Origin of the sequence: Serratia sp. BW106 (assembly GCF_002607755.1) — a bacterium.
GTDB lineage: Bacteria > Pseudomonadota > Gammaproteobacteria > Enterobacterales > Enterobacteriaceae > Serratia > Serratia proteamaculans.
Map to the genome: position 1 here is coordinate 1 of NZ_MCGS01000034.1, position 23,598 is coordinate 23,598.

At 55.6% G+C, this 23,598-nt stretch carries 29 protein-coding genes; 9 read left to right on the plus strand and 20 right to left on the minus strand.

The genetic code is table 11. The features are described from left to right. Positions 1 to 246: 246 nt before the first annotated feature. Positions 247 to 447, minus strand: coding sequence for a YaiA family protein (locus BEI65_RS20395; RefSeq protein WP_099064866.1), 201 nt, complete (start codon positions 445 to 447; stop codon positions 247 to 249). A gap of 47 nt (positions 448 to 494) precedes the next feature. Next, positions 495 to 899, minus strand: coding sequence for a nuclear transport factor 2 family protein (locus BEI65_RS20400; protein WP_099064867.1), 405 nt, complete (start codon positions 897 to 899; stop codon positions 495 to 497). 98 nt (positions 900 to 997) lie between these two features. Between BEI65_RS20400 and BEI65_RS20405 the strand changes: the two genes are divergently transcribed. Further along, entirely contained in the window at positions 998 to 1,759 is a 762-nt protein-coding gene (locus BEI65_RS20405; RefSeq protein WP_099064868.1) for an AraC family transcriptional regulator, read from the plus strand. On the opposite strand, the gene BEI65_RS20410 is transcribed toward BEI65_RS20405, so the two are convergent. The 5 genes from BEI65_RS20410 to BEI65_RS20430 all read right to left on the minus strand — a co-directional run bounded on the left by BEI65_RS20410 (position 1,716) and on the right by BEI65_RS20430 (position 6,979). Then, positions 1,716 to 2,303: a TetR/AcrR family transcriptional regulator gene (locus BEI65_RS20410; RefSeq protein ID WP_099064869.1), complete on the minus strand. Its 588-nt coding sequence runs from the start codon at positions 2,301 to 2,303 to the stop codon at positions 1,716 to 1,718. The genes BEI65_RS20405 and BEI65_RS20410 overlap by 44 nt on opposite strands. A gap of 194 nt (positions 2,304 to 2,497) precedes the next feature. Next, positions 2,498 to 3,022, minus strand: a complete 525-nt coding sequence (gene aroL / locus BEI65_RS20415; protein WP_099064870.1) for a shikimate kinase AroL — start codon at positions 3,020 to 3,022, stop codon at positions 2,498 to 2,500. Between the two features lie 117 nt (positions 3,023 to 3,139). After that, complete coding sequence (locus tag BEI65_RS20420; RefSeq protein ID WP_099064871.1) at positions 3,140 to 3,658, minus strand: GNAT family N-acetyltransferase; 519 nt, start codon at positions 3,656 to 3,658, stop codon at positions 3,140 to 3,142. A gap of 89 nt (positions 3,659 to 3,747) precedes the next feature. Further along, complete coding sequence (locus tag BEI65_RS20425) at positions 3,748 to 5,871, minus strand: TonB-dependent siderophore receptor (RefSeq protein WP_099064872.1); 2,124 nt, start codon at positions 5,869 to 5,871, stop codon at positions 3,748 to 3,750. After that, entirely contained in the window at positions 5,864 to 6,979 is a 1,116-nt protein-coding gene (locus tag BEI65_RS20430; protein WP_099064873.1) for an ABC transporter substrate-binding protein, read from the minus strand. The genes BEI65_RS20425 and BEI65_RS20430 overlap by 8 nt, the downstream gene beginning before the upstream one ends. Positions 6,980 to 7,197: 218 nt before the next feature. Between BEI65_RS20430 and BEI65_RS20435 the strand changes: the two genes are divergently transcribed. After that, positions 7,198 to 7,659: a GNAT family N-acetyltransferase gene (locus tag BEI65_RS20435; RefSeq protein ID WP_099064874.1), complete on the plus strand. Its 462-nt coding sequence runs from the start codon at positions 7,198 to 7,200 to the stop codon at positions 7,657 to 7,659. Here the strand turns inward: BEI65_RS20435 and BEI65_RS20440 are convergent, their stop codons facing one another. Next, positions 7,660 to 8,217 (minus strand): class I SAM-dependent methyltransferase, encoded by a 558-nt coding sequence (locus BEI65_RS20440; protein ID WP_099064875.1) that lies wholly within the window; start codon positions 8,215 to 8,217, stop codon positions 7,660 to 7,662. Between the two features lie 242 nt (positions 8,218 to 8,459). After that, positions 8,460 to 8,744 carry a DUF1471 domain-containing protein gene (locus BEI65_RS20445; RefSeq protein WP_099064876.1) on the minus strand — a complete coding sequence of 95 codons (285 nt, stop codon included), beginning with the start codon at positions 8,742 to 8,744 and terminating at the stop codon, positions 8,460 to 8,462. A 309-nt stretch (positions 8,745 to 9,053) separates the two neighbouring features. Between BEI65_RS20445 and BEI65_RS20450 the strand changes: the two genes are divergently transcribed. Further along, positions 9,054 to 10,232, plus strand: a complete 1,179-nt coding sequence (locus BEI65_RS20450; protein ID WP_099064877.1) for a low temperature requirement protein A — start codon at positions 9,054 to 9,056, stop codon at positions 10,230 to 10,232. A 45-nt stretch (positions 10,233 to 10,277) separates the two neighbouring features. On the opposite strand, the gene BEI65_RS20455 is transcribed toward BEI65_RS20450, so the two are convergent. Continuing rightward, a complete protein-coding gene (locus tag BEI65_RS20455) occupies positions 10,278 to 11,642 on the minus strand; it encodes an esterase-like activity of phytase family protein (RefSeq protein WP_099064878.1) in 1,365 nt (454 codons plus the stop codon). 447 nt (positions 11,643 to 12,089) lie between these two features. Between BEI65_RS20455 and aqpZ the strand changes: the two genes are divergently transcribed. Next, complete coding sequence (gene aqpZ / locus BEI65_RS20460) at positions 12,090 to 12,785, plus strand: aquaporin Z (RefSeq protein WP_012005450.1); 696 nt, start codon at positions 12,090 to 12,092, stop codon at positions 12,783 to 12,785. Positions 12,786 to 12,898: 113 nt separating this feature from the next. Here aqpZ and BEI65_RS20465 read toward each other — a convergent pair whose 3' ends face one another. Continuing rightward, positions 12,899 to 13,669, minus strand: a complete 771-nt coding sequence (locus BEI65_RS20465) for a class I SAM-dependent methyltransferase (RefSeq protein WP_099064879.1) — start codon at positions 13,667 to 13,669, stop codon at positions 12,899 to 12,901. 119 nt (positions 13,670 to 13,788) lie between these two features. Here BEI65_RS20465 and BEI65_RS20470 point away from each other — a divergent pair, with 119 nt between their 5' ends. The 3 genes from BEI65_RS20470 to BEI65_RS20480 all read left to right on the plus strand — a co-directional run bounded on the left by BEI65_RS20470 (position 13,789) and on the right by BEI65_RS20480 (position 16,121). Continuing rightward, the gene (locus BEI65_RS20470; protein ID WP_099064880.1) at positions 13,789 to 14,574 is read left to right on the plus strand and encodes a helix-turn-helix transcriptional regulator; all 786 of its coding nucleotides are present in this window, start codon (positions 13,789 to 13,791) and stop codon (positions 14,572 to 14,574) included. A 126-nt stretch (positions 14,575 to 14,700) separates the two neighbouring features. Then, the gene (locus BEI65_RS20475; protein ID WP_099064881.1) at positions 14,701 to 15,468 is read left to right on the plus strand and encodes a DUF2076 domain-containing protein; all 768 of its coding nucleotides are present in this window, start codon (positions 14,701 to 14,703) and stop codon (positions 15,466 to 15,468) included. Between the two features lie 101 nt (positions 15,469 to 15,569). Continuing rightward, positions 15,570 to 16,121 carry a GNAT family N-acetyltransferase gene (locus tag BEI65_RS20480; RefSeq protein ID WP_099064882.1) on the plus strand — a complete coding sequence of 184 codons (552 nt, stop codon included), beginning with the start codon at positions 15,570 to 15,572 and terminating at the stop codon, positions 16,119 to 16,121. Here the strand turns inward: BEI65_RS20480 and BEI65_RS20485 are convergent. From BEI65_RS20485 to BEI65_RS20500, 4 genes are all read right to left on the minus strand, one after another. Beyond that, positions 16,109 to 16,372 (minus strand): hypothetical protein, encoded by a 264-nt coding sequence (locus BEI65_RS20485; protein WP_099064883.1) that lies wholly within the window; start codon positions 16,370 to 16,372, stop codon positions 16,109 to 16,111. The genes BEI65_RS20480 and BEI65_RS20485 overlap by 13 nt on opposite strands. 95 nt (positions 16,373 to 16,467) lie before the next feature. Further along, positions 16,468 to 16,911 carry a thiol-disulfide oxidoreductase DCC family protein gene (locus BEI65_RS20490; RefSeq protein ID WP_099064884.1) on the minus strand — a complete coding sequence of 148 codons (444 nt, stop codon included), beginning with the start codon at positions 16,909 to 16,911 and terminating at the stop codon, positions 16,468 to 16,470. A gap of 299 nt (positions 16,912 to 17,210) precedes the next feature. Then, positions 17,211 to 17,837 (minus strand): isochorismate family cysteine hydrolase YcaC, encoded by a 627-nt coding sequence (gene ycaC, locus BEI65_RS20495; protein WP_012005442.1) that lies wholly within the window; start codon positions 17,835 to 17,837, stop codon positions 17,211 to 17,213. Positions 17,838 to 17,973: 136 nt separating this feature from the next. After that, positions 17,974 to 18,855, minus strand: coding sequence for a pirin family protein (locus BEI65_RS20500; protein ID WP_085115380.1), 882 nt, complete (start codon positions 18,853 to 18,855; stop codon positions 17,974 to 17,976). 126 nt (positions 18,856 to 18,981) lie between these two features. On the opposite strand from BEI65_RS20500, the gene BEI65_RS20505 reads away from it, so the two are divergent. Then, positions 18,982 to 19,890: a LysR family transcriptional regulator gene (locus BEI65_RS20505; RefSeq protein WP_099064885.1), complete on the plus strand. Its 909-nt coding sequence runs from the start codon at positions 18,982 to 18,984 to the stop codon at positions 19,888 to 19,890. On the opposite strand, the gene BEI65_RS20510 is transcribed toward BEI65_RS20505, so the two are convergent. Together BEI65_RS20510 and BEI65_RS20515 are read right to left on the minus strand one after the other, a co-directional pair. Then, positions 19,891 to 20,274 carry a VOC family protein gene (locus BEI65_RS20510; RefSeq protein WP_099064886.1) on the minus strand — a complete coding sequence of 128 codons (384 nt, stop codon included), beginning with the start codon at positions 20,272 to 20,274 and terminating at the stop codon, positions 19,891 to 19,893. Position 20,275: 1 nt separating this feature from the next. Continuing rightward, positions 20,276 to 21,058 carry a DeoR/GlpR family DNA-binding transcription regulator gene (locus BEI65_RS20515; protein WP_099064887.1) on the minus strand — a complete coding sequence of 261 codons (783 nt, stop codon included), beginning with the start codon at positions 21,056 to 21,058 and terminating at the stop codon, positions 20,276 to 20,278. Positions 21,059 to 21,316: 258 nt separating this feature from the next. Between BEI65_RS20515 and BEI65_RS20520 the strand changes: the two genes are divergently transcribed. Continuing rightward, positions 21,317 to 21,934: a hypothetical protein gene (locus tag BEI65_RS20520; RefSeq protein WP_099064888.1), complete on the plus strand. Its 618-nt coding sequence runs from the start codon at positions 21,317 to 21,319 to the stop codon at positions 21,932 to 21,934. Positions 21,935 to 21,943: 9 nt separating this feature from the next. Here BEI65_RS20520 and BEI65_RS20525 read toward each other — a convergent pair whose 3' ends face one another. From BEI65_RS20525 to pagP, 3 genes are all read right to left on the minus strand, one after another. Next, a complete protein-coding gene (locus BEI65_RS20525; protein WP_085115377.1) occupies positions 21,944 to 22,207 on the minus strand; it encodes a DUF333 domain-containing protein in 264 nt (87 codons plus the stop codon). 57 nt (positions 22,208 to 22,264) lie between these two features. Beyond that, positions 22,265 to 22,750 carry a DUF2501 domain-containing protein gene (locus BEI65_RS20530; RefSeq protein WP_099064889.1) on the minus strand — a complete coding sequence of 162 codons (486 nt, stop codon included), beginning with the start codon at positions 22,748 to 22,750 and terminating at the stop codon, positions 22,265 to 22,267. Between the two features lie 247 nt (positions 22,751 to 22,997). After that, the gene (pagP, locus tag BEI65_RS20535; RefSeq protein WP_099064890.1) at positions 22,998 to 23,588 is read right to left on the minus strand and encodes a lipid IV(A) palmitoyltransferase PagP; all 591 of its coding nucleotides are present in this window, start codon (positions 23,586 to 23,588) and stop codon (positions 22,998 to 23,000) included. Positions 23,589 to 23,598 lie beyond the last annotated feature (10 nt).

Below are 23,598 nucleotides of genomic sequence, written 5' to 3' on the forward strand. Positions count from 1 at the left end.
TCGATTTATTCAACAAAGCCGTTTATTTTCTATCCTGTAGGTTAATAGCAGCGGATGATGCTTCGCTAAATTAAATACAACAGAGAACGCTGATAAAACAGGTCAATTACCGCGTGGTTATTCGACTGTACCGTTATAAACTAGCATGTCATGCTAATTTGGCACGGCGTTGCGAGGTAATTAGTGAAAGTGGTAAGCGGAATAAATAAAGAAACCGACCTGACGCCGGTTTCTGAGGCGAGCTAATTAATCTTCCAGCGCCGGATCTTCATAGCGGTGCTTGGCATCGAGCGCTTCCTGCTCGGTAGGGTGTTCACTGAGTAGCGTATTGGGCTCAATGTCATCTGTGCGCACCTCAAAACGGTGCATATTCAAGCTCGGGTCGCCCCGGTCAACGGCGACCACTCGGGCAGTTCTCGGATAGCCAGGCCGATTATTTTCGCGCATGCTGATCTCCCCTGTCGTTTACACAGAGTTAAGTATAGCAGCGGTATTTATACCGACACGCGCGACCCCAAATCGCGATCTTTGTGTTCACCTTCCAGCAGTTGCGTCAGCTCATCGCAGGCGCAGATCTTGCCGTCGCGCACGGTGAAATGCGCCAACACCTTGACCAGGCTGCGGCCGCCATCGCGCTTTTCCACTCGTACCCGGTGGTGGGTCAGTACCGAATCTCCCTGCCCGGCCACGGCGACGATCTCCAGCGTCATGCTGCGGGTGAGTTGTTTCAGTAACGCCATATGCTGGATAAAATGGACGTAATCCAGCGTGTTACCGTCCACCTGCTGATGGTAATCCTCACTGAAAAACTCAGCGATCAGCACCGGCTGGTGTTGAGGTGCCGCGACGACCCGTTGCAAGGCCTCGAGCACGAGGGTGGTTGGGGTTTTCAGGCTCATCATTTATCTCCAAAATTGAATGATGTGGAGATCATAGATCAGGCAGAAGGTGGCATAATAACCGCAACTGGACTTTCTATACGGAAAATCGGCCAATCATCATGATCCTGCAAAGCGAGCGACTTTGGCATGAGAAAAAACACTTAACGCCCTGGCATCAACACGCCAGCGGACAGGTCTATTTATTAACCCACGGCATGATCGCGCTGGAAACCCAGGAGCAGCAATGGGCTATGACCGCCGGTAGCATCGGCTGGCTGCCACCGAACTGCGCGCACCAGGCATTGGCCTGTGGCAACGTCGCCGGCTGGAGCCTGTATCTGCCCGGATCCCAATGTGCAGCACTGCCGGAACAGCCGCATCTGAGCAGCGCATCCGGGTTGATTCTGGCGTTAATGGAACGCATTGCACAATTCGCAGGCCAAAGGCTGAACGCGCCGCAACGGCGACTACTGCAAGTATTGTTGGATGAGATGCGCGCGCAGGAAAACACGCCGTTGCAACTGCCGTTGCCGCAGGATGCCCGACTGCTGAAAATCGCCCGGGCGCTACTCAATGAGCCGGCCAGCAAACGCAGCCAGAGTGAATGGGCCGCCTGGGCCGGGTTGAGCGTCCGCACCCTGAGCCGGCATTTTCTCAGCGAAACCGGCGTGACTTTCGCCCGCTGGCGTCAGCAAGCCCGGGTGATCCGCTCGCTGGAGCCGCTATCACGCGGTGAAGCCGTCAATCAGATTGCCGGCGACTGTGGTTATGACAATGTCAGCGCCTATATTGCCGCTTTCCGCCAACGCTTTGGCACTACCCCAGCGCTGTATTTTACTCAGCGTCCGCCGGCAGCAATGCCTGACGCGCCGCGTTAAGAAACTGTTCCGACACAGCATCACCCTGGGTTGCCCTCGCCAGCGTTAGCGCGCCCACCAGCATCGCCATCTGCGCCAGTGCCTGCTGCTGCCGTTGTTGCTCATCTTCCACCGCGGACAGTGACTCCAGCCGCGCCAGCATGGATTTCACGCCATTCAGGTAAGCCTGATGTACCGGTTTATCCCCCCCCTCTCGCGCCACATCGCTGGCCAGGGCAGTCACCACACAGCCTTCGGCCGGGCAGTCGCGATGCTTAACATTCAGATAGCCGTCAATCAGGGCCTGCAAATTGTGTTGACCAGGTTGACGACTCATCGCTTCCCAGCGCTGAGCGGACTCTTCTGCCGCCCTGCGACTGGCTACCGCGGCCAATTCGTCCTTGGAGGCAAAATGGCCATAGAAACCACCGTGTGTCAGCCCCACAGCCGCCATCAGATCGTTGACGCTGACGCCATTCAGGCCGCGTTCGCGAAACAGTTGTGAGGACACCTGCTCAATCGCCTCGCGATTGCGCTCCATCTGTTGCTTTGATACCCGTGCCATGGCGTTTCCCCTTATCAATCTGGCACCATCTTAGGCCATCCCCGAACGGCGCTCAATAGATGATGACCTTCATCCAAAAAATCACCGAGAGGCAGCACGGCTACGGGGCAATCTATCGAGAGTGAGGAAAAAAGAGAGGAATAGCAGAGATTCGGGCACCAGTGGCGGTGCCCGAAGGAAAAGCGAAAGGTGGGTTACTTTACCGTTTCCAACTGCAGGGCGGCCAGGATCTGCTCTATCACCTGCTGCGGGTTGCCGGTGCCGTCCATCACGTAGTGTGCGGCCTCCTGATACAAGGCTTCGCGCGCCGCCAGCACTTCCAGCATCTCTTCGGTAATCGGACGGCCGGTCAACGTGGGACGCTGCGTGTCTTGTGGGTACTCTTCCAGCCGCTGTGCCAACACTTCGGCCGGGGAGCGCAGATAAATAACGGTGCCGTGCTGACGCATAAAACGGCGGTTCTCTTCCGCCAGGATCGCGCCACCACCGGTGGCAACTACAGTTGACGGTTGAGTCACCGTTTGCAGCGCAATGCTTTCACGGCGGCGGAATCCCAGCCAGCCTTCTTTTTCGACCATTTCCGCCACGCTCATCTGCGTAGTCTGCTGCATAAACAGATCGGTATCGATAAATTGATAGCCCAGCGCCAACGCCAGTGCGCTACCCACCGTGGTTTTACCGGCTCCGCGCGCGCCTACCATGAAAATGGTTTGTGTCATTACGGGTTGTCCCTTATACGGTGACTTGAATACATTTTTGCCCGCCAGAAACCGGCGTGCAGATCCTGCGATGGCGTGGTTGCTGCATCATACCGCCATCCGCCTGTATTTCAATATTTACGATAGTGTAAATTCCATTGCACAGCGACTGCCTGCGGCAAAGCCCTGTGCCCGCTCTTCCGCCAGGTGATGGCTCAGTGACGCACTGAGCCGTTCGACGGCTACCGGCCGGAACCCCAGCCGTTGGTAATAAGGTGCATTCCAGGGCACATCAATAAAGGTGGTCAGCGTCAGGCGCTGCGCCCCTTGCAATCGGGCCTGAGCGGCCACTTCGGCGATCAATCGACGCCCAATCCCCAGGCGTTGCCAGTCGGCAGCAACCGACAGTTCGGCGATATGCCAATCCTGCGGTTGCGGCACCACGGCGATAAATCCGGCCACCTCACCCGCGGCGCTCTCCGCCAGCCATTCTCCCTGCCGCTGAATAAAATCGGCATGTTGCTCTGAGCTCATCACCGGACCTTCAGCGATATAACGCCAGGCCGGATATTGATGGAACAGTTGCGCCGCCGATCGTTCAACGGCAATCAACTGAGCAATATCCTGCGGCTGCGCCAGACGGATCTTCAGGCTCATCGGGCTCTCCTCAACAACAGGGCCGGGTATTTAACCAAATTTCCCCGGCGGCAGATACCTGCCACCGGGCCTGCTTTTTAACCGCCAAATCAGAAATCAACGCTGGCACGCAGCACCACTTCCCGCGGTTCCCCCACCGCCACGCGTAAATTGCCGCCGCTGGAGGGGTAATAGGTTTTGTCGAACAGGTTTTTTACATTCAACTGCCATTTCACCCGGTAACCATTCACCGGCATGGTGTAAGCGGCAAAGGCGTCGGCGACGGTGTAGTTATCAAGATTAAAGCTGTTGGCAGCATCACCCGGACGGCGCCCTACGTAACGCGCACCGGCCCCCATTCGCACGTTGTCCCCGCTGTACAATCCTGGGGAACCCAGATCCTGCGTCAGGAACAATGAGGCAGTATGACGCGCTACGTTGGTCATTTCTTTGCCTTTGTTGTCAGGATCATCCACCACCCGCGCATCGGTATAGGCATAAGACCCGATCAGGCTCAGGGAGTCGGTAAGATTTCCGGCGACATCCAGCTCCACACCCTGCGAGCGCACACGCCCAGCGGTGCGGGTGACGGTTTCCCCATTCACCAACTCGCTGACCATCACGTTGCGTTTGGTGATGTCAAACAGCGCCAACGTACCGGTAATGCCATTCGGCAACTCAAGCTTGCTGCCCACTTCCCAGGCCTTGCCCTGTTCCGGCGGCAACGAACCAATCTGGCTGGCGATGGAAGAGTTCGGCTTGAAAGACTCGGTGTAGCTGCTGTACAGCGACACATACGGCGTCAGCTTGTAAACCACCCCGGCACGCGGTACCAGTTTGCCGTCGGAACTGTCGGTATTAGTGACAAACGGGCGCCCCTTGCCGGCAAACACGTCAAAGGCGTCGTAGCGCAATCCGCCCATCACCAGCCATTTATCGGTCAGTTGCACGGAGTCCTGCATAAACCAGCCGTAGCTGGTGAGGTTTTCACGCTGATCGCTGTCTTTGGCACTGACGGCGTTCGAGGTGGGCATCTGGCCGTACACCGGATTGTAGATATTGAAATCGCTGTTCTTTTTACCGCGGATCATATCGCCGCGGTAGGTGCGGTTATCTTCAAAATCAAAGCCGAACAGCATCTGGTGGTTGATACTGCCCCAGTCGACGTCACCGTTGAGCGTCAGCTGCACCGCATTGGCATGGCTAACCGCGTGGGCGGTGGAGTCGGCCTGCCGCGACAGCACGCCGGTTTCAGGATCCAAAGCCAGCGCACGCGCCTGATTGTCACTGTAGCTGTTGCGGCTGTAGGCGTAAGTCAGCGAGCTTTTCCAGCTCTCATTCAGCACCTGATCGACCTGTAAAGTAACACTATCCTGATCGCCACGCGTGGCGTTATAACCTTCGTCGAAGCGGCGGTCGCGCGGCGTATTCACCGGCTTGCCGGTACGCGAATCGATGATGGTGCCGCGATCGAACGGCACCAGATATTCCATATGCTCGTAGGCAACGCGCACCGTGGTGCTCTCGCCGTACCACATCAACGACGGCGCGATCACCGTCTGGCGATTACGCCCGAAGTTGCGCCAGTAGTCGGTTTCGTCATGATCGACAATCATCCGATAGGCGAATCCGGAAGTCCCCAACGGCCCGGTAACGTCCAACTGGCCGCCACCGCCCTTGAAACTGCTGCCCCAGCCTTCCACATGGGTGTGTTGCTGCAACTGCGGCTTCTTGGTGATCATATTGATCATCCCGCCCGGCTCACCCATGCCGTACAACATCGAGGCCGGGCCTTTCAGCACCTCAACCCGTTCGGTGGTGGGGGTAAAGTTGCGTGCCTGCACCGAGCGCACACCGTCACGCAGAATTGAGCCGTCGCGGTTATCGCCAAAGCCACGCTTCATCACCGCGTCCTGAGTTCCGCCCAAGGTATTCGCCTGGGTGATACCGCTGACGTTATACAAAGCCTCATCCAGGCTGCTGACCGCCTGATCGGTAATCACCTGCTGTGGCACTATGTCGATAGCCTGCGGCACGTTCAGCAAACTGGTTTCTGTACGGGTGCCGGTCACGCTGGTCAGCGGCTGATAGCTTTGCACGCCATCGGTCTGCACCTGGCCGACCACCACCAGGGTCTCGCCCTTCTGTGCGGTTTTGTCGGCACCGATCGCCGGTGCAGAAGCACAGGCTGCCAAAGGCAGTGCACACCACCAGCCACGCTGAGTGTTATTCATTATTTAACTGACTCCAATAGGTCCCTGAAAAAGGTAACGGCAAAAATTGTTGATATAACTGCTTAAAGGTCTGCTGCGGGTTGATGTCTGCAAACAGATCCGGATAGAAGGCTTTGGCGAACATCTCAACCGCCACCACGTGGTAAGGGCTGAGATAGAAGTTGTGCCAGATGCTCCAGGCCTGGTGGTTTTTTATTGCTTTCAGGTTGGCGAGCCTCGGCTGTTTTTGCATAACCCTGCGGAAGCTCTCATCGGCTTCCTGCTGGGTGACCAGTGGCCCAAGGCGTAGATCGGAGAAATGCTTGCCCTGCGGCCCGGCCATGCCGGTGGCAATGTAGATGTCAGGATTGGCGGTCAGGATGGTTTCCGGGTTCAGCTCACCGTAGACACCCTTGATGCTGGCGCTGGCAATATTGTCGCCGCCGGCAAAGGCCAGCAGGTCGCCGAGGTTGCCATGGGCCGCCGTGGTGCAGCAGGTTTCGCGCCGCCCGAGGTGCAGGTGCAGCATCACCTTGGGTTTCGGCCCCTGGTAGCCAGCCAGCCGCTGCTGGATCACCGTCATATGCTGCTGATAGAAGCTGATGAATTGCTCTGCACGCTGCTGACGGTTAAGCACCTCACCCAACAGGCGGACGCTCGGCACGGTGTTATTCAGCAAATCGACCCGCAAATCGACGTAGATCACCGCAATGCCGGCCTTGCTCAACGTGCTCAGCACCAGATCGCTGTCGCCCTCTTCCCGTGCATAGCGCGCAAGGATCACCAGATCCGGCTTCAACCGGATCAGGTTTTCAATATTAACCTGGCGAAAATTGCCCTTGCTGATAGAAGGTATCGCTGTGATCTGTGGGAATTTCTGCGTATAGAGCTGCCAGCTTTGCGCATCGAAACGCGCCATGTCTTCCGGCCAGCCGACGATACGTTGGGCAGGGTTACCCGACTCCAGCAGCGCCAGGGTATACAACATTCGGCTCTCGCCCAGCACGATGCGCTGTGGGTTGTCTGGCACTTTCACCTGACGGCCAATGATGTCGGTGACCATTTTAGCCTGAACGCCAAAAGCGCCGAGTAGCAGGGAAAGCAGCAGAAAAATGAGGGAATTGCGCATCAGTAAGCCGGATTAGCTAAATTATGCGCGTATGATAATCACTCTCATTAACACTTTCAATCCCAACACGCTCGGAGCGGGTCAAATCCGCTGAATTGCGCTATTTCGACGCTGATGCGTGCAAAACCGCTGTAAATACGGTTTTATAAAGTTAAAAATTTGGTCGATAACCCGATTATGGAACAGCCCGATTGGCTGAAGATTCAGGAGGTACAGAGATGACCCAACGCATTATTCCCCTGACGGAGTGCCCAGAGTTCAGCGACGTCTGTGCCGCATGGGCATTTGGGCAATGGGGCTCGCAACGCGGTGGTTCGCTGGAACGCACGCGTCAGCGCTTTGCGCTGTGTACCCAGCCGAGTGAAGACTACACCACGTTGTTGATGCTTGAGGGTGAGCGCCCACTGGGAATGGCCAGCCTGTGGCCGAGCGATGATCATCACCGGATGGACCTTTCCCCCTGGCTGGCGGGGGTGTTTGTTCATCCTGACCATCGTCGTCAGGGCATTGCACAGCGCCTGGAGGCCGCCATCGTACAATTGGCGCGCCAACGCAACCACCCGGTATTACACCTGATCACCGATCAATCCGAGGCGCTGTATACGGGCTGGGGCTGGCAAACCATCGAACGTCGGCAGCAATATGATGACCAGGTGGTGGTGATGGAAAAAAGGCTTTAGCTAACGGGGCGTACAGACATACACCAGCGCCGGCGGGAAGTTACGCACCACCCGCAGCCGTTTCCAGTGGAAATAGCGGGACAGCAGCTTTTCCGACAGATGGCTGTACTGGAACAACACCAGGGTCCCGTTGCGTGCACGCAAGCATTGCTGTGCCTGCTGCAAAATACGCATGCTGATTTTAAGCGGGATCGACAGCAGCGGCAGGCAGGAGAATACCACGTCGTAATCACGGGCCATCTGTTCCGCCGAACGGTCCATCACCTGCAGGCGACGATCGTCAATTTTCCGCAGCTGATGGACAAAATGAGATTGGATTTCGAAGGCCTCAAGCGAAGCATCGGCACGCATGCGCCCCAGTATCCGCTTGGTCAACACGCCGTCCGCCGCACCCAGCTCCGCGATCGACAGCGCGCCGGTCCATTCAATCTGATTGAGCATCGCCTGGCACAGCCAGGGGGAAGAAGGCGCCAGTGTGCCAATGGTGCGCGGCGAAGCCATAAACTGCTGGAGGTAGAAAAAGTGGTTCTTCAGTTGCAGCCGTGTCGCATTTAACATTGGGGCCTCCTTAGGTTGAGTAGCCACCAATCTGAACTCAATTCCTTAAGTATTCATTAACATGTTTCCTAAAACCACCGACACAGTTGTAATAAAATGCGACTGACCACAGGCAAAAAAAAGGTTGTGGTCATCATCATCGGGTAAGCCAGGAATGGCATTACCGGTCAGATTATTATCCACAACCGTTTATTTTATCGGCCACCTGTTACAGTGGCCGAATTGTATTTATTGCCGGATTATTAGCGGTATATTTCCGCATTACCACGCCAGTTGCTGGAATCTCCTGGGGTGTCCAGCCCGATAATACGCAGGTGGCTGGCACCATCGGCCTGAGCTTTTTCTTTCAGCGCGTGAACCGCATCACCCGGTGAACCACTGACGCCGGAAACCGATACTACGCCAAGGCTCTGTAGGCCGCTGGCCTGCTCTGTGCTGACCTGTTTTACCGACGACAGCGGCGCTGCAAAGGAAGAGAACGAAGCGGCTGCCAATAGAACTGCTGCGATGCCAGGTAATAGTTTCATGATTAACTCCAGGTGTTTTTGTTTATTTTCTCGTATCAATGGAGTTAATTATCCGCCAGGCAATGAAAATAGACGTAATCCAATGTAAAGAACATCAATCATTGTGATGAAAATAAGGAGGAGGTGCATGCAGATATGTCTTACAGGGAATAATAGCGGACTACACAGCGACTCTACTCCCGGCAGATGACAATTAAAAGTCCGTTTGGTCAGGGAAAGATAAAAAACCTCACTTTTAAGATTTCTCTCCCACCCACAGGTGGCTGAACTACGCTATTGCTGAAGGTTATCATTTTGGAAGGATCCCCTATGTCGCAAACCTTGCTTCGTGTGCGTGATGGTCGTGGCGCCTCGGTTTCGTTCTCGGAACTGTTATTCGACCTAATCTACGTTTTTGCCGTGACCCAACTTTCCCACTATCTGCTGCACCATCTGACGCTGACCGGTGCGCTGGAAACCCTGCTGTTGTGGTTTGCCGTCTGGCTGGCGTGGCAATACACCGCCTGGGTCACCAACTGGTTTAACCCGGATACCCGGCCCATCCGTATCCTGCTGTTCGCCATCATGCTGCTGGGGCTGTTCGCCTCCTCCGCGCTACCCCAGGCGTTTGGTGAACGCGGGCTGATGTTCGCGCTGTTCTACGTGGCTATTCAGGTTGGCCGCTCGCTGGTGGTGCTGAAGCTGCTCCCCGCCCACCATCCACTGAAACAAAACTTTCGGCGCATTCTCGGCTGGATGTGCATTTCGGCGGTGTTCTGGATCCTCGGCGGGCTGGCGGAAGGCCATCACCGGCTGTTGCTGTGGGCCATCGCGGTGCTGTGCGAATATGTTTCACCGATGTTCGGTTTCCGCCTGCCGGTGCTTGGTCGCTCCGACAGCAGCAGTGAATGGACCATCGAAGGCCATCATCTGGCGGAACGCTGCCAACTGTTCGTGATAGTGGCATTGGGGGAAACCATTCTGATCACCGGCTCCACCCTCAGCGAAATGGAGTCCTGGAGCGCGCCGGTACTGATTGCGTCTTTGGTGGCCTTTCTCGGCAGCCTGGCGATGTGGTGGGTCTATTTCGATACCAGCAGCAAAGCCGGTAGCCACGCCATCAGCCAGGCGGAAAACCCCGGCCAACTGGGTGCCAACTTCCATTATGTTCATGTGGTACTGGTTGGCGCGATCATCGTCTGCGCCGTCGCCAATGAGCTGGTGATTGCCCACCCTGACGGCCATATCAACAACGTGACAGCGGCGGTGCTGCTGCTCGGACCGGCGATTTATCTGCTCGCCAATGCGCTGTACAAGCGGCTGGTATATCGCCGTTTCCCGCTGTCGCATTTATTGGGGCTGATCGCGCTGGCGGTGCTGGCACCGATCGCTTTTCTCACCGATTTGCTGATGGTAAATGCCCTGACCACCCTGATTATGGTGGCAGTGGCCGTGTGGGAGAGCATTTCGCGCGGCAGAGCGCCGCAAGCCAACAGTGAGGCCATCTAATAAATAAAGAAGGGAGACCGGGGGCCACGCCCCCGGCCGTGATGCTTACTTCAGCGGTTGTGGCAGCGTCAGTACCCACAGCTCGCTGAGCGATTCCGGTTTATCCAGCGGGCGCAGTTCGATACGAGTCGATACGGCTTTGCCCTCCAGGCTCAGGTTACCCTGTTGATCCAACTGGTAATCGCCGACTTTCTTCGCCTTCGGTTGTGCGTCCACCAGCTTGGCCTGCAGACCAAAATCGTTATCGTTAATCACCGCCAACGTGCGATCGTCAATCAGCGACAGACCTTCGACCTTCTCCTGCTGCCAGCCTAATTTACGCAGATCCACCACTTCCCGCTTCTGCGCCAGCTTCACGCCGCGTTTAGCGAGATCTTTTGCATCATCAAACTCCAGCGCTTTTCCCTTACCGTCAAAGGCCGTCAGATCGGTCGCCTGGCTGAGATCAACCAGGTAGATCTTGTTGATCATCTGCTTGTCTTTATCGCTACCCTGTTCGACCAGCAGGATGTGTTGATTGTCCACCGCCACGATGTCGCCCACCTTGGCGTCTTTAGCCTTTTTATAGCTGTCGATATCGATCGGATAACCGTACATTGCCGTTTTTCCGCTGGCCGGATCAAAACTGACCAGACGGGTGAACTGCGCCTTGTTCTTGCTTTTACCCTCAACGTCGAGCGTGCTCTGCACCGCTGCCAGAATGCGTCCGTCCGGCAAACGGGTGATGCCTTCAAAACCGCGATTCGGCTGACGCCACTTGATTATATTCGGCAACCCACCGGCCACCGCCTGCTCACCCTGCTCCGGCGTTGGGCCGTATTTGGCGAGGATCTTGCCCTGGCTGTCGATGTGGATCAGGAACGGGCCGTATTCGTCACACAACCAGTAGCCTCCCTTACCATCCGCCGTAATGCCTTCGGTATCCAACCCACGGCGATCGCCCTGTAACGTTTTCAGCGTATCGCTCAGCGCCACTTCGTTGGTTGAACCAATCAGGCCTGCCGGCAACGGCAACCCGCTGATCGGCCCTTGCTGGTCATGCAGCGGGCGTGAATTGCTGGCGACCGCTTTGCCACCGCCGACGCGAATATCCATCAACAGCGGAACAAACTCAGGGTTGGCGAAGATTTTCGCTTCCTGTTCACCGACCGCTGGCGCATCGGCATTGGGGCCGCGATCGGTCAGGGTAGTCAACAGCAGATCATTGCCTTCACGGCCATTGAATACCAGGCCAGAACCAATACCCACCGGCAACCCCTGTGGGAAATTCTTGGCAAAAGCGCCCTGATAACTTACATGTTCGCCGCCGGGAAAGCTGACCACATAGCGCGCCACCTCAACGTCAGTGGCAGCATAGGAGAACAGAGGAAACAACGAACTGATTAACAGCGAAACCGATTTTATTTTCATGATTATGGCTCAGAGTTAAGGGTGTGAAGTTGGCAGCTTGCTAAGGTATTAGCCCGGCATGACAGTTTGATGACAAACCGGTCTAATACTCTGAATTTTCGTGAAAATTAAATATGGCAAATAGGAATTAACAATTAACACGGACAAATCGAATGGGAAAATCATATGAAAATTTGAATTTAACCGTAGCTATTTCCCGCCAGAAATACTTATACCGCTAAGCTTAGGGTAAATTCTTATAACAGCGATAAAAAAACCAGCAAACACACCGCAACGCCCCAAATATAGCCGTATTCGCATAGACAAAGTTAATTGACGGGGATTTAATATCTGCTGTTATTCAAGCTGCATTAAGAATAATCCTGATAGAAACCTGCATTAAATGAAAAAGGTGTTCTATAGTTTTTAGTGCTAACGCCCGTTAGTATTTTCCGTAGGATGGAGTCTATGTCAAAGCGACTTTTTGCCGAATTTTTTGGCACATTTTGGTTGGTGTTTGGTGGTTGTGGTAGCGCAGTATTAGCAGCAGCATTTCCACAGCTGGGTATTGGTTTTCTTGGTGTGGCACTCGCTTTTGGTCTGACCGTGGTCACCATGGCTTATGCCGTTGGCCATATTTCTGGCGGGCACTTTAACCCGGCCATTACCGTAGGATTATTTGCCGGTGGCCGTTTCGCTGCCAAAGACGTGATTCCCTATGTGATTGCTCAGGTTATTGGCGGGATCGCTGCAGCAGCGGTGTTGTATTTGATCGCCAGCGGTAAAGCAGGTTTTGACGCTACCGGCGGCGGCTTTGCCTCCAACGGTTACGGCGAGCACTCGCCGGGTGGCTATTCTCTGCAGTCGGCTATCGTAATTGAACTGGTGCTGACCGCATTCTTCCTGATCGTTATTCATGGTGTGACCGATAAACGTGCGCCTGCGGGCTTTGCTCCGCTGGCCATTGGTTTGACGTTAACCCTGATCCACCTGATCAGTATTCCGGTAACCAATACTTCCGTTAACCCGGCGCGCAGTACCGGCGTGGCAATATTCCAGGGAACCTGGGCATTGCAACAGCTTTGGGTATTCTGGCTGGTGCCATTAGTGGGCGGTGTTATCGGCGGCCTGATTTATCGCTGCCTGCTGGAAGACAAGAAGTAATTTCTATCCGGTAATGATCGGTCAGGGCAGTCACTATATCCCATGAATTTCCGATTGCAGCCAACCCGCTGCAATCGGAAAAATAAAGGGTCTATTAGCTGCCCTGATGTTATTTATCCTCTGACTACCTCAAACATCATAATATCGCTGGTGAATGTTCCGTCCGGTTCGATGGCAAAATGCCGCATCACCTCTTCAGAAACCCCCTGCTGATAAGCACGGATCGCGGTAACGAAATGCTCCGGCGTACGCATCCGCTCTACCCAACTGCTGAACTCCAGATGCAGCCGGTCCGACGTCACTTCCTGTACCAACAATCCAGACTCTGTCAGCAAGCCCAACCATTCGCCTGGGGCATAATTGCGCACATGTGATGTATCGCGCAGCACCTCAACGGTTTGCAGATAGATATCCAGCAGCGGATGCCCCGGTGAAACCACATCCATAAAGATCGCTCTGCCACCCGGTTTCAGCACCCGTCGAACTTCGCGCAATGCCTGGCCGACGTCATGCCAATGGTGTGCCGAGTAGCGGCTGATCACCAGATCAAAGCTCGCATCGTCAAACGGCAAGGATTCCGCCACGCCCTGCTGTACCTTAATGTTGTTGAAACCTTTATCTATCGCCGCCTGGCTTACCACTGCCAGCATCTGCGCCGACAAATCATAGGCTACCACCTGCGCCACTTTGGCTGCTGCAGTAAAGCTGGCGTGCCCAGCGCCGCAACCCAGATCCAGTAATCTGGCGTTGGTGTGAGGTTCCAACAATCGTGCCAGCCGCTGTAAATCCTTTCCCTGTGCATGCACTGCGCTAGTCAGATAGGCGCTGGCTTGCTCACCAAACTGACGGTCAACCGCATTTTTATGGCTATTGCTGATGCTCATAGGTGCTCCCTTATTATTGTATGGCTTTCGCCTGTGCCGGATGGCTTTTAATGACTATAATCGCCTTATTATACGGGTACAATATAAGCAGTTATCCTAGTATCAGAAGGTACCAGTCTATGCAATCAGAAGCCTTGTCCGGCCCTAAAGCCCTGGGTGCCTTCCTGCGTGCGCACCGTGAACGTATCACACCGGAAATGCTGGGGTTACCCAGCGCCCCGCGCCGTCGCACCAGCGGCCTGCGTCGTGAAGAGCTGGCTCAAATCAGCGGCATCAGCGCCACCTGGTATACCTGGATAGAACAGGGGCGCGAGGTTTCCATATCACCCCATACGCTGGCACGCATTGCCAAAGCACTGCGGCTGGGGCCAGCCGAACGCCACTACCTGTTTACCCTGGCGCGCGTAGCCGATCCCGAGCAGGAGCATCATCAGGAAACGGCCAACAGTGCCGTTTTGCAAAGTGTTCACCAGGTGACCGTGCCTTGCTACCTGCTGGATATCACCTGGAATGTCGTCGCCTGGAACCCACAGGCGGAGAGCCTGTTCAGCGGCTGGCTGGATCAGGCCGGCAGCCCCAATCTGCTGCACTTTATGTTTTTCCACCCGTTGGCAAAAACGTTGGTCAGCGACTGGGACGATCGTGCACGGCGCGTGGTCGCCGAGTTCCGTGCCGAAACCAGCCACCACCAGAACACCGAAGAGATACGCGCTTTCGTGCGCAACATGACGCACAACAGCGAGGCCTTTCACCACTGGTGGAAACAGCAGGACGTGCTGGCGCGGGAGGGAGGCGAGCGAGCATTCACCCATTTGCAGCAGGGGGCGTTGCGCTATCGGCAACTGACGTTTAATCCGGCGGAAAATAGCGGGCTGAAGCTGGTGATGCTGATCCCTTTGCCGTAACTGGTAACAAATTCATGAACAGGTTTACCTGCCATTTATTTATTGGTTCATATAAACGCGCTAGGGTGATAGCTACCGATGATAGTCATCATCCAGTAACGTTATTAATCTCCTTGAGGTAATCCTATGCAATCCGAAGAACAACGTCTTATCGATGGTCTGTTTGGCCGCTTGAAAGAAGCCGAGACCAAGACGGGCCAGAGGGATCTCCAGGCAGAACAGCAAATCAATCAGCACATTCGTGAACAACCTTCCGCCCCCTATTACATGGCGCAGGCGATGATCATTCAGGAAGCGGCACTGAAGCAGTTGGACCAACGGGTGAAAGATCTGGAAAGCCAGATTGCCCAACAGCAGCAAAATAGTGCCAACCCGCCAAGCAGCGGCGGTTTTCTGGCCGGGCTGTTCGGCGGCGGTAACCGCAGTACGCCAAGCCCGCGCGAGCAGTATCAGGCACAACAGCAGAATAACGCGGCCTGGAACAATCAGCCGCAGCCGGGCTATGCTCCGCAACAGCAACAGCAGCAGCCGACCTACAGTCAACCTCAGCAGGCAGCACCTTCACGCGCCGGCGGGTTCCTCGGAGGGGCATTACAGACCGCAGCCGGCGTGGCGGGCGGTGTGGTGCTGGCCGATATGCTGACCGGCATGTTCCGCCATTCGCAGCCGCAAGAGATTGTGAACATCATCGACGAGACCCCAGCAGCACCGGTGACACCGGTAGATGACAGCGCGATGAATAATTTCGACGCCTCCAACAACCTCGACACCTTCAACGGTGGCGATAGTCGCTTCCTCAATCAGGACAACGGCTTCCAGAACGCGGATTATCAAAACGACGATAACACCGACTTCTCGGATGACGACTACAACGACGACGATTCGTTTATCTGATGCAGCCCCCCTCTCCGTCCGGGGAGGGGTTTAGTGTTTCTTGTTCCCCGCATCCTGGTCTACAGTTAACCCTGCCCAATGACCACAGGTGACAAGAAGCCATGCCGCAAATGCCCCCTACGCCCCTTTTTGTTAGCGTCCGTATGCTGATGCGTCCGCCGGTGGCCGACGATGTTGCCCGCTTTTACGCCATTTTTGGCGATCCGGAAACTCAACGCTTTAACCCCGCCGGACCTGTCGCCAGTGAACAGTTGGCACGACAGGCACTGACTGAACGGATCGAAAACTGGCAGCAGCACGGCTATGGTTCCTGGGCGATTGCATTACATGAACGGCCGGAGTGGATTATTGGATTTGGCGGGATTTCCTGGCGGCCACTGGGGGCACAGCGCACGGTAAATCTGGGCTATCGCTTTGATACGCAGGTTTGGGGCCGTGGATTGGCGACCGAACTGGCGCAAGCTTCACTGGAATATGGTTTTGAACAGCTACGGCTGGCAGAAATTTCCGCGATTGTACGTGAAAAAAATCTGGCCTCGTGCCGCGTGCTGGAAAAAGCGGGTTTACGTTTGGTAGATACCCTGGATGACGTGCCCGGCGATAGGCCAAGCCTGGTTTACAGCCTGCTGCGCAGCGAGTATCAGAGCTGCTGAGACGGCGGATCATCATTGATTTTCGCCAGTTCCCGGCGATAGGACCTCACCTTTTGGCGCTTCTTCAGCCAGGTGGTGGTGGCGACGATAAAAATCAGCCCGGACATAGTCAGTACGCCAATCGGATGGCCATAAAACACCATCATGGCGAAGTAAATGGCAGAGACCATCGCCACCCATTTCGCCGTATTTCCCACCGCATTCTTTTCCTGGCTTAAACGGCGAATGTGCTCTTCTTCACTGATTCCCATACCCTCTCCTGATTGACTGAACGTTCCATTATATGGGGCCGGAGTGCTGATATTTCAATCGATTAAAGGGTAAAGAAGCGTAAAGCTCAGCAGATTTACTCACTGCGATGATGCAAATAACGCCCTGGTAAATGCTCACCGGGCAAGGCGGTGCCCTGATTGCGGCCAAACAATCGGTAGCGGTTGCTCGCAACCGCATTGTAAAGCGCGTCCGCCAGCCGCTGCGGCAGAAAGCGGGCCCATGCCAGCAGGCGAAATGGCCAGCCAAGCTGGCGCAGTGCCTGAAAAAATGCGGCTGAACGTAACCAGTGCTGGTCTTGTTGCAGGTAAACAATGGAGTCAAAACGGTCGGTGGGTAACGCCAGCCAACGCAGGATCGCCTGCCCTTCCTCGGATTGCACCGTGGCCAGCAGGATCTTGCCCTGCCGATCGGCACGGATCAAAAATCGCACCAGCCCGTGACACAGGTTGCATTCTCCATCGAATAACAACACCCGATCACCAGGCCGCAGATAAGGGGGGAGCGTTGACCGATTCATTTGGCCTCCTGAGGGAATGCCTCCAGACTAACGCGCATTCCCCCTCAGAGCCAGCAGACCCGTTTAAGGCACCGAAGGAGCCAGGGGTTTATCCGGCAATGCCACCACCGAAACGCGGACTTCATAATGCTTGGCCGCACTGGCCGGGATTGGGCTTAACCTACCCCGCCCCCGGCACATGAGAAAGTCGCTTTTCACGACCTTTTCACCCCGATACTCTTTGCTTACACCCCACCGCTAACGTGATGAAAAATTAAGGATTATATAAAGACTCATCGGCGTGTATTTCCTGTATCGCATTACTTACCGCTGGTCAGCGTGCTGTAGCTGGTCATCAGGTTGCGGTAGTCGGGGATATGGTTGGCAAACAGTGCACCCAGCCCTTCGACATCATTGCGCCAGTCGCGATGCAGTTCGCAGGCGACGCCGAACCAGGTCATCAGCTGTGCGCCTTCGGCTTCCATGCGGCTCCAGGCGGATTGGCGCGTCAGTTCATTAAAGGTGCCGGAGGCGTCGGTGACTACAAACACCTCAAAACCTTCGCTGAGGGCAGACAGCGCCGGGAAGGCCACGCACACCTCGGTAACTACCCCGGCAATAATCAACTGCTTACGCCCGGTCGCTTTCACTGCCTTGACGAAGTCATCGTTGTCCCAGGCATTAATCTGTCCAGGGCGAGGAATAAAGGGCGCATCGGGGAATTGAGCTTTTAGCTCCGGTACCAGCGGGCCGTTGGGGCCGTCTTCAAAACTGGTGGTCAGAATGGTCGGCAGGTTGAAATACTTCGCTAAATCCCCCAGTGCCAGTACGTTATTTTTGAAACGATCGGGATCGATATCTCGTACCAGTGAAAGCAGCCCTGCCTGATGATCCACCAGCAATACGGCGGCCTGATCCTTGTCGAGGCGTTTGTAATTTGCAGTCATGGTTTACTCCTGTGGGGTTTTGATTATTGGGGTTAAAAGTGCCCTTGGCCGTTAGGCCAGAGCGCAGAGGTTGTCTTAAAGTGTAGAACCGGATCCGGCATTGTTTTACCGGATCGGTTCTCGGGTGTGGATGGGTTTAGCCGACGTCATGCTCTGTCGCCATGCTGCCGAATTTGCCACCGTTGAAGTCATGGAAAGCCTGCTGGATTTCCGCGTTGCTGTTCATCACGAACGGACCATGACCAACGATAGGCTCGTCGATCGGCTCGCCGCTCAGTACCAACAAACTGACGTCGTTGTTGGCTTCGATGGTGATTGAATCCCCCGCCCGGTCAAACCTGACCATTTGGGTTTCACGCACCACTTCCTCGCCGTTAACATGAATAGCCCCGTGCAGCATTACCAGCGCCAGCGTATGGCCTTCTTGCACTGTCAACGTGGTGGTATGACCGGCGTTCAGCTTCATGTCCCAGACATTGAGCGGGCTGAAGGTGCGTGCCGGGCCGGCTGCATCGCCGAAGCTACCGGCGATCACCCGAACCTGCCCTGCGCCGTCTGCCAGTGGAACCACCGGGATATCCGCATTCAACAGCGTCTGGTAACCCGGCTCAGCCATTTTGTCCTTGGCCGGCAGGTTCACCCACAGCTGGACCATTTCCATGGTGCCGCCATTGCGCGAGAAATCCCGGGAATGGAACTCTTCGTGCAAAATACCTGAGGCGGCGGTCATCCACTGCACATCACCAGGGCCAATCACCCCGCCGCTGCCGGTGGAATCGCGGTGCTCGACTTCCCCTTGGTAGACGATGGTCACCGTTTCAAACCCGCGATGCGGGTGCTGGCCAACGCCACGGGTGCCGGAAGCAGAGCGGAACTTGGTTGGCGCCGCATGATCCAACAGCAGGAACGGGCTCATTTCCGCCCCCAGATCGTTATAGGAGAACAGCGAATTCACCAGGAAGCCGTTGCCGACCCAGTGGGCTTCAGGGCTGTTGTAAATACCGAGGATCTTTTTCATCTTGAACTCCTGTTTCAGGTCTCACGACCTTAGGTTGATGCCAGAAGTTTAATCCAACGCCATTTGCTGCAGTAGTAGGCAAGATGTACACTCAGCGTTCTATTTATAGAACGATAAGGACAGGCGATGTTCACCGACTTGAACGATCTGTTTTATTTCGCCAGCGTGGTCGACCATCAGGGATTCGCCCCCGCCAGTCGTGCGCTGGGCATCCCGAAGTCCAAACTGAGCCGCCGCGTGGCGCTGCTGGAAGAACGTCTGGGTGTTCGCCTGATCCAGCGCTCTACGCGACGTTTCTCCGTCACTGAGGTCGGTCAGAACTACTATGCCCACTGTAAGGCGATGCTGGTAGAAGCCGATGCGGCACAGCAGGCGATCGAACAAACCCGCGCCGAACCCTGCGGTACGGTGCGTATGTCCTGTCCGGTGGCGATCTTGCATACCCGGGTCGGCAGTATGGTGGCGGCCTTTATGGCCGATTACCCGAAAGTCACGGTGCATCTGGATGCCACCAACCGCCGGGTAGATGTGGTGGGAGAAGGGTTGGATCTGGCGATCCGCGTGCGGCCGCCGCCGCTGGAAGACAGCGATCTGGTGCTGAAGATCCTGGCGCAGCGTACCTGGTGCGTCGCTGCCAGCCCGGCACTGGTGCGCACCCTCGGCCCGGTACAACGGCCAGAGGATCTGCATAAATATCCCACGCTCGATCTTGGTCCCGCACGCGCGCAGCACCTGTGGCAATTGACCGGGCCGGACGGTGAAAAAGTGGAGTGGGAACACACGCCACGGCTGGTGACTGACGATATGCTGATGCTGCGTACTGCCGCGATTGCCGGTGCCGGTATTGTGCAACTGCCCTCGATGATGATGCGCGATAACATCCTGCGTGGGGAACTGGTGCAACTGTTACCCGGCTGGCAGCCACAGGGCGGCGTGGTGCACGCGGTTTACCCGTCACGCCGTGGGTTACTGCCGGCGGTGCGGCTGCTGCTCGACTATCTGGCGCAGCAGTTCGCCATCATTGAAGAAGAGTGATCAGCCGGTGATTTCAATGGCGTTACCGTCCGGATCGCGGATGATCGCTTCGTAAAAACCATCGCCGGTCCAGCGCGGCGGCGCCTGCAGGATCCCCTCCTGCTGCGCACGCTGCGCTAACTGGTCGACAAGGTCCTCGTCGCCTAACGACAGCGCAATGTGCGCCCAACCCACACGTTCCTCGGCCTGATCCGCCGGTAGCAACGCCGGTAAACCCATGATCTCCAGCGTCGGACCGCTAGCCAGGCTGACAAAACGGGAAACAAAACCCGGGCGGTTTTTGCTAACGTACAATTCTCCGGCAACGCCGTTAAAGTAACGCTGCCAGAACGCCACCTGGGCATCAATATCGCGGGTCCACAGGGCAACATGGGCTATTTTCATTTCACTCTCCAATTGATGAGTCGCTGTACAGCACCTTGCCACCGCTGTGGGTCACCTGCTGTTCGAGCTGTGGATGTCGGCCAGGCGGCGTCACCAAATAATCGACGCGGTTGGCAGGCAGGAAACTGTAGGGGGCGTAGGTATTCAATTTGTCGCCGGTACAGAGCACCGCTACGTTACCGGAACGCGTCAACAGGCGTTTCTTGAACTGGGCATCCTGATAATTCAACGCCGAGAAACCGCTGGCCGGGTCGTAAGCGCAGATGCCGGTGAAAGCGATGTCGAAATGAAAACCGTCAATTTCCTGCACCGCTTTGGCATCGACACAGCCGCCGATGTCGGCATCCAGCTCACCGCCAATTAAAATAGTGCGGATCCCCGGCCGTTCCAGCATTTTAGCGGCGATACTCAGCGCGTTAGTCACCACCGTCAGCCGCTGGTCAGGGGGCAACAGATCGGCCAGATAAAGATGGGTGCTACCGGCATCGAGGAAAATCACCTGCCCTTCCTCGATTAGCGCCAGTGCGGCCAGCGCCAAAGCCTGTTTCTCATCACCGCTCAAATGCAGTCGATCCCCGATCGGCCCGGTTGCCGGTGTGGGGGCCAGTGCTCCGCCATAGATGCGTTTACACAGGTTTTGTGCCGCCAACTGACGCAGATCGCGCCGAATGGTCGCTTCGGTGGTATTCAGACGTTCCGCCATTTCAACCGCCAGCACTCGCCCCTGCTGCTGCAGCGTGGTGAGGATCGCCTCATGACGTTGGTTGGGTAACAGTTTGGACATTTTGCCTCTCGCTGGCGAACAAGTGATCATCAATGTACACAAACGTGCAAAAACGTACAAATAATTCGAGAACAGGGCTGGGCTGCTGAGTTTTGCGGTTGCCGTCGTTGTGGGCATTTACTGCTGCTGTTGCTGGGAGAAGGAAGCGGGTAAACACGGGAATTTCATGAGACGCTCACCTCTTGGCGAACGATTTGGCTATACTGAGGCAGGCAACGTTACCGCAGAACGTAACGGCTTGGGCGCTAAGGGAAAAAGATGCTGTCAAAAATAGTGAAGTGGCTGTTTCAATTGCCGGGCAGGCTGTTTGGCGGGATTTTCAGGAGTCGCCTGACGATTTTTATCTTCTTTATGCTGATTGCCGTTGGGGTGTTCAGCACCAAACGCTATCTGCGTGCCCATCAAAATGACGATGAGTTTGTCTCGATCACCCCCACGGATTACAACCGGGCCATCCAGCGTGAAATGCCGCTGCGCGAGGCTCGCGAACAGTGCGGAGGCCCGCTGCATGACAATGCCGGACAACCCTGGCCCGCGTCGGCCGGTTACCTGCATCAACCAGAGCACAAAAACAGCGGTCGCTTGCAGCAGCTGACACTGGACAATCAAAACAACGATTTTCCGGTGCTGGTCAAACTGGAAACGCCCGGCCAGCCACAACAGCTGGCTGAAGTGTTTATTCCCGCTGCTGGCAGTTTCAATATCAAAACCAATCCGGCCGGCGAATACATCATGAAGATCAGAAACATCAAAAGCGGCTGTAACTTCCGTTCCAGGCCCTTCACCCTCAGCAGCCATCTGGACTGGCGGCTGCCGCTCAATACGCAAACGGACGGCAGCGTGCGGCTCCAGCCGATCAGCGATCGTGAGTTTTAACCCGAGCGCTTATTTCTTCACCGGGTGGTCACGACGGAACAGTTCCCAGCTTTCAATTTCCTGGCCATTAGGCAAGGTGCAGGTGGAATACTGGCCGTTGGCATTTTGTTTGGCATTCAATTTGCCGCCGATCTCGGTGCAATAAACGTCTGCCGGGTTGGCCATGCCGATCGGTTTCATCTGCGGTGGAGGTGGCGCATCGTTGGATTTCATGGTGCAGCCCTGTAGCATCGCCATCCCTGCAAGCAGGGAGACCATCAGAATTTTTTTCATTTTTTCAGCTTATACAAATTAAAAACGGCGGTGCATAAGCAACCGCCGTTTACGTTATCAGGAAATGAAGGACGCGCCCTGCTTCAGGACCAGATCACAGGCTTTTTGCTTCACTTTTTCGGTGATTTGCGAAGTGCCCAGGCTGTTCAAATCCAGGCTCTTGCCTTCGCCGGTTTGCAGCAGACCGCCCAGCCCTTGCTGGTAGTCCTGGCTCTTGGCGTTCTCAGTGCTGCTGATGCCCAATTTGCCCAACAGTTTGTCTTGCACGCCTTGAACGCCATTGGCTGACAGTACGTTGTTTTTCACACAGTACTGCAGGATACCGGCGGCATTAGTCATGCTGCTGGAGCTCAGCGCTTTATCGCCACCGTTCAGCAAGCCGGTCAGCGAGGACAGTGAAGTGCCGCCCGTGCTGTCGCCTGACTTGCTCAGCTCACCGGCTGCGCTGCTCAGGGAATCCATCAATCCGGCAGCCTGAGCCGCCCCACAGGTCATAGCGGTGGTCAATGTCAGCGCCAACAGTAAACGATGCTTGGTGTTCATGGGGTAAAACTCCTGTTTATCTCGCCATCCCTGCCTGTTTCCCCTGGCTCTGCGGCGGGAGAAATCAGGTGGGCATATCGTGTGCAATAAGCGCAATGCGCTGGGTCACCTCTTCGGACGCCACCACCCGCGACAAGTTCCTTTTATCTGACAATGCAGCGATTTTTTCAGAATTCAGGTAATTTTCTGGCTGGGAAACGCACGACAGGGAGAATTGGGGGTGGCAGAATGAACGACCCGACGGCGATCAGAACTGCCAACGGAACCAGCCAAAGAACACGTTACCGTTATTGTAGGTACCGGGAATATAGGTGGCCTGAAAGGTCAGTTGTTTGTAGCCGATAGAGGCCAGAGGCAACGGCGCCGGGATAGGAATGTAATTCCAGTTATCGCGCGCGGTAATACTGGCGGTAAAGCCCAGACCCAAACGGAAATCCTTGTCCTCCAGCGGCCGCCAGATCTTCTCATAAGCGTAACCGCCGATCGGTTCCCACTTATTGAACGAATCCTTGAATACCATCAGATAGAGACCATGCCAGTCACCGTCGCTGTCGTAGCGCGAGATGCCATAACCACCGCCCCAGGGGCGCTCGTTGTAGGAGTCGATTTTTTCCTGATCGTAGGTCCAGCGGTTATGCCAGGTAATCGCCGGCACATAGAGATCTTTATTTGGTGAATTGTTCCAGGTTTCCGCCACGTTACGGGTGAAACGCTGCCACAGGCCCGGTTTTTCAGCCTGCACGGCATTGCTATTTTCGGCACCAACCTCAGCGTAAGAAGGTAGTGCAGGAAATAGCAGCGCCACTGTGCAAGCCAAAACGGTCCGTTTAAAAAGCATTATCAAACTC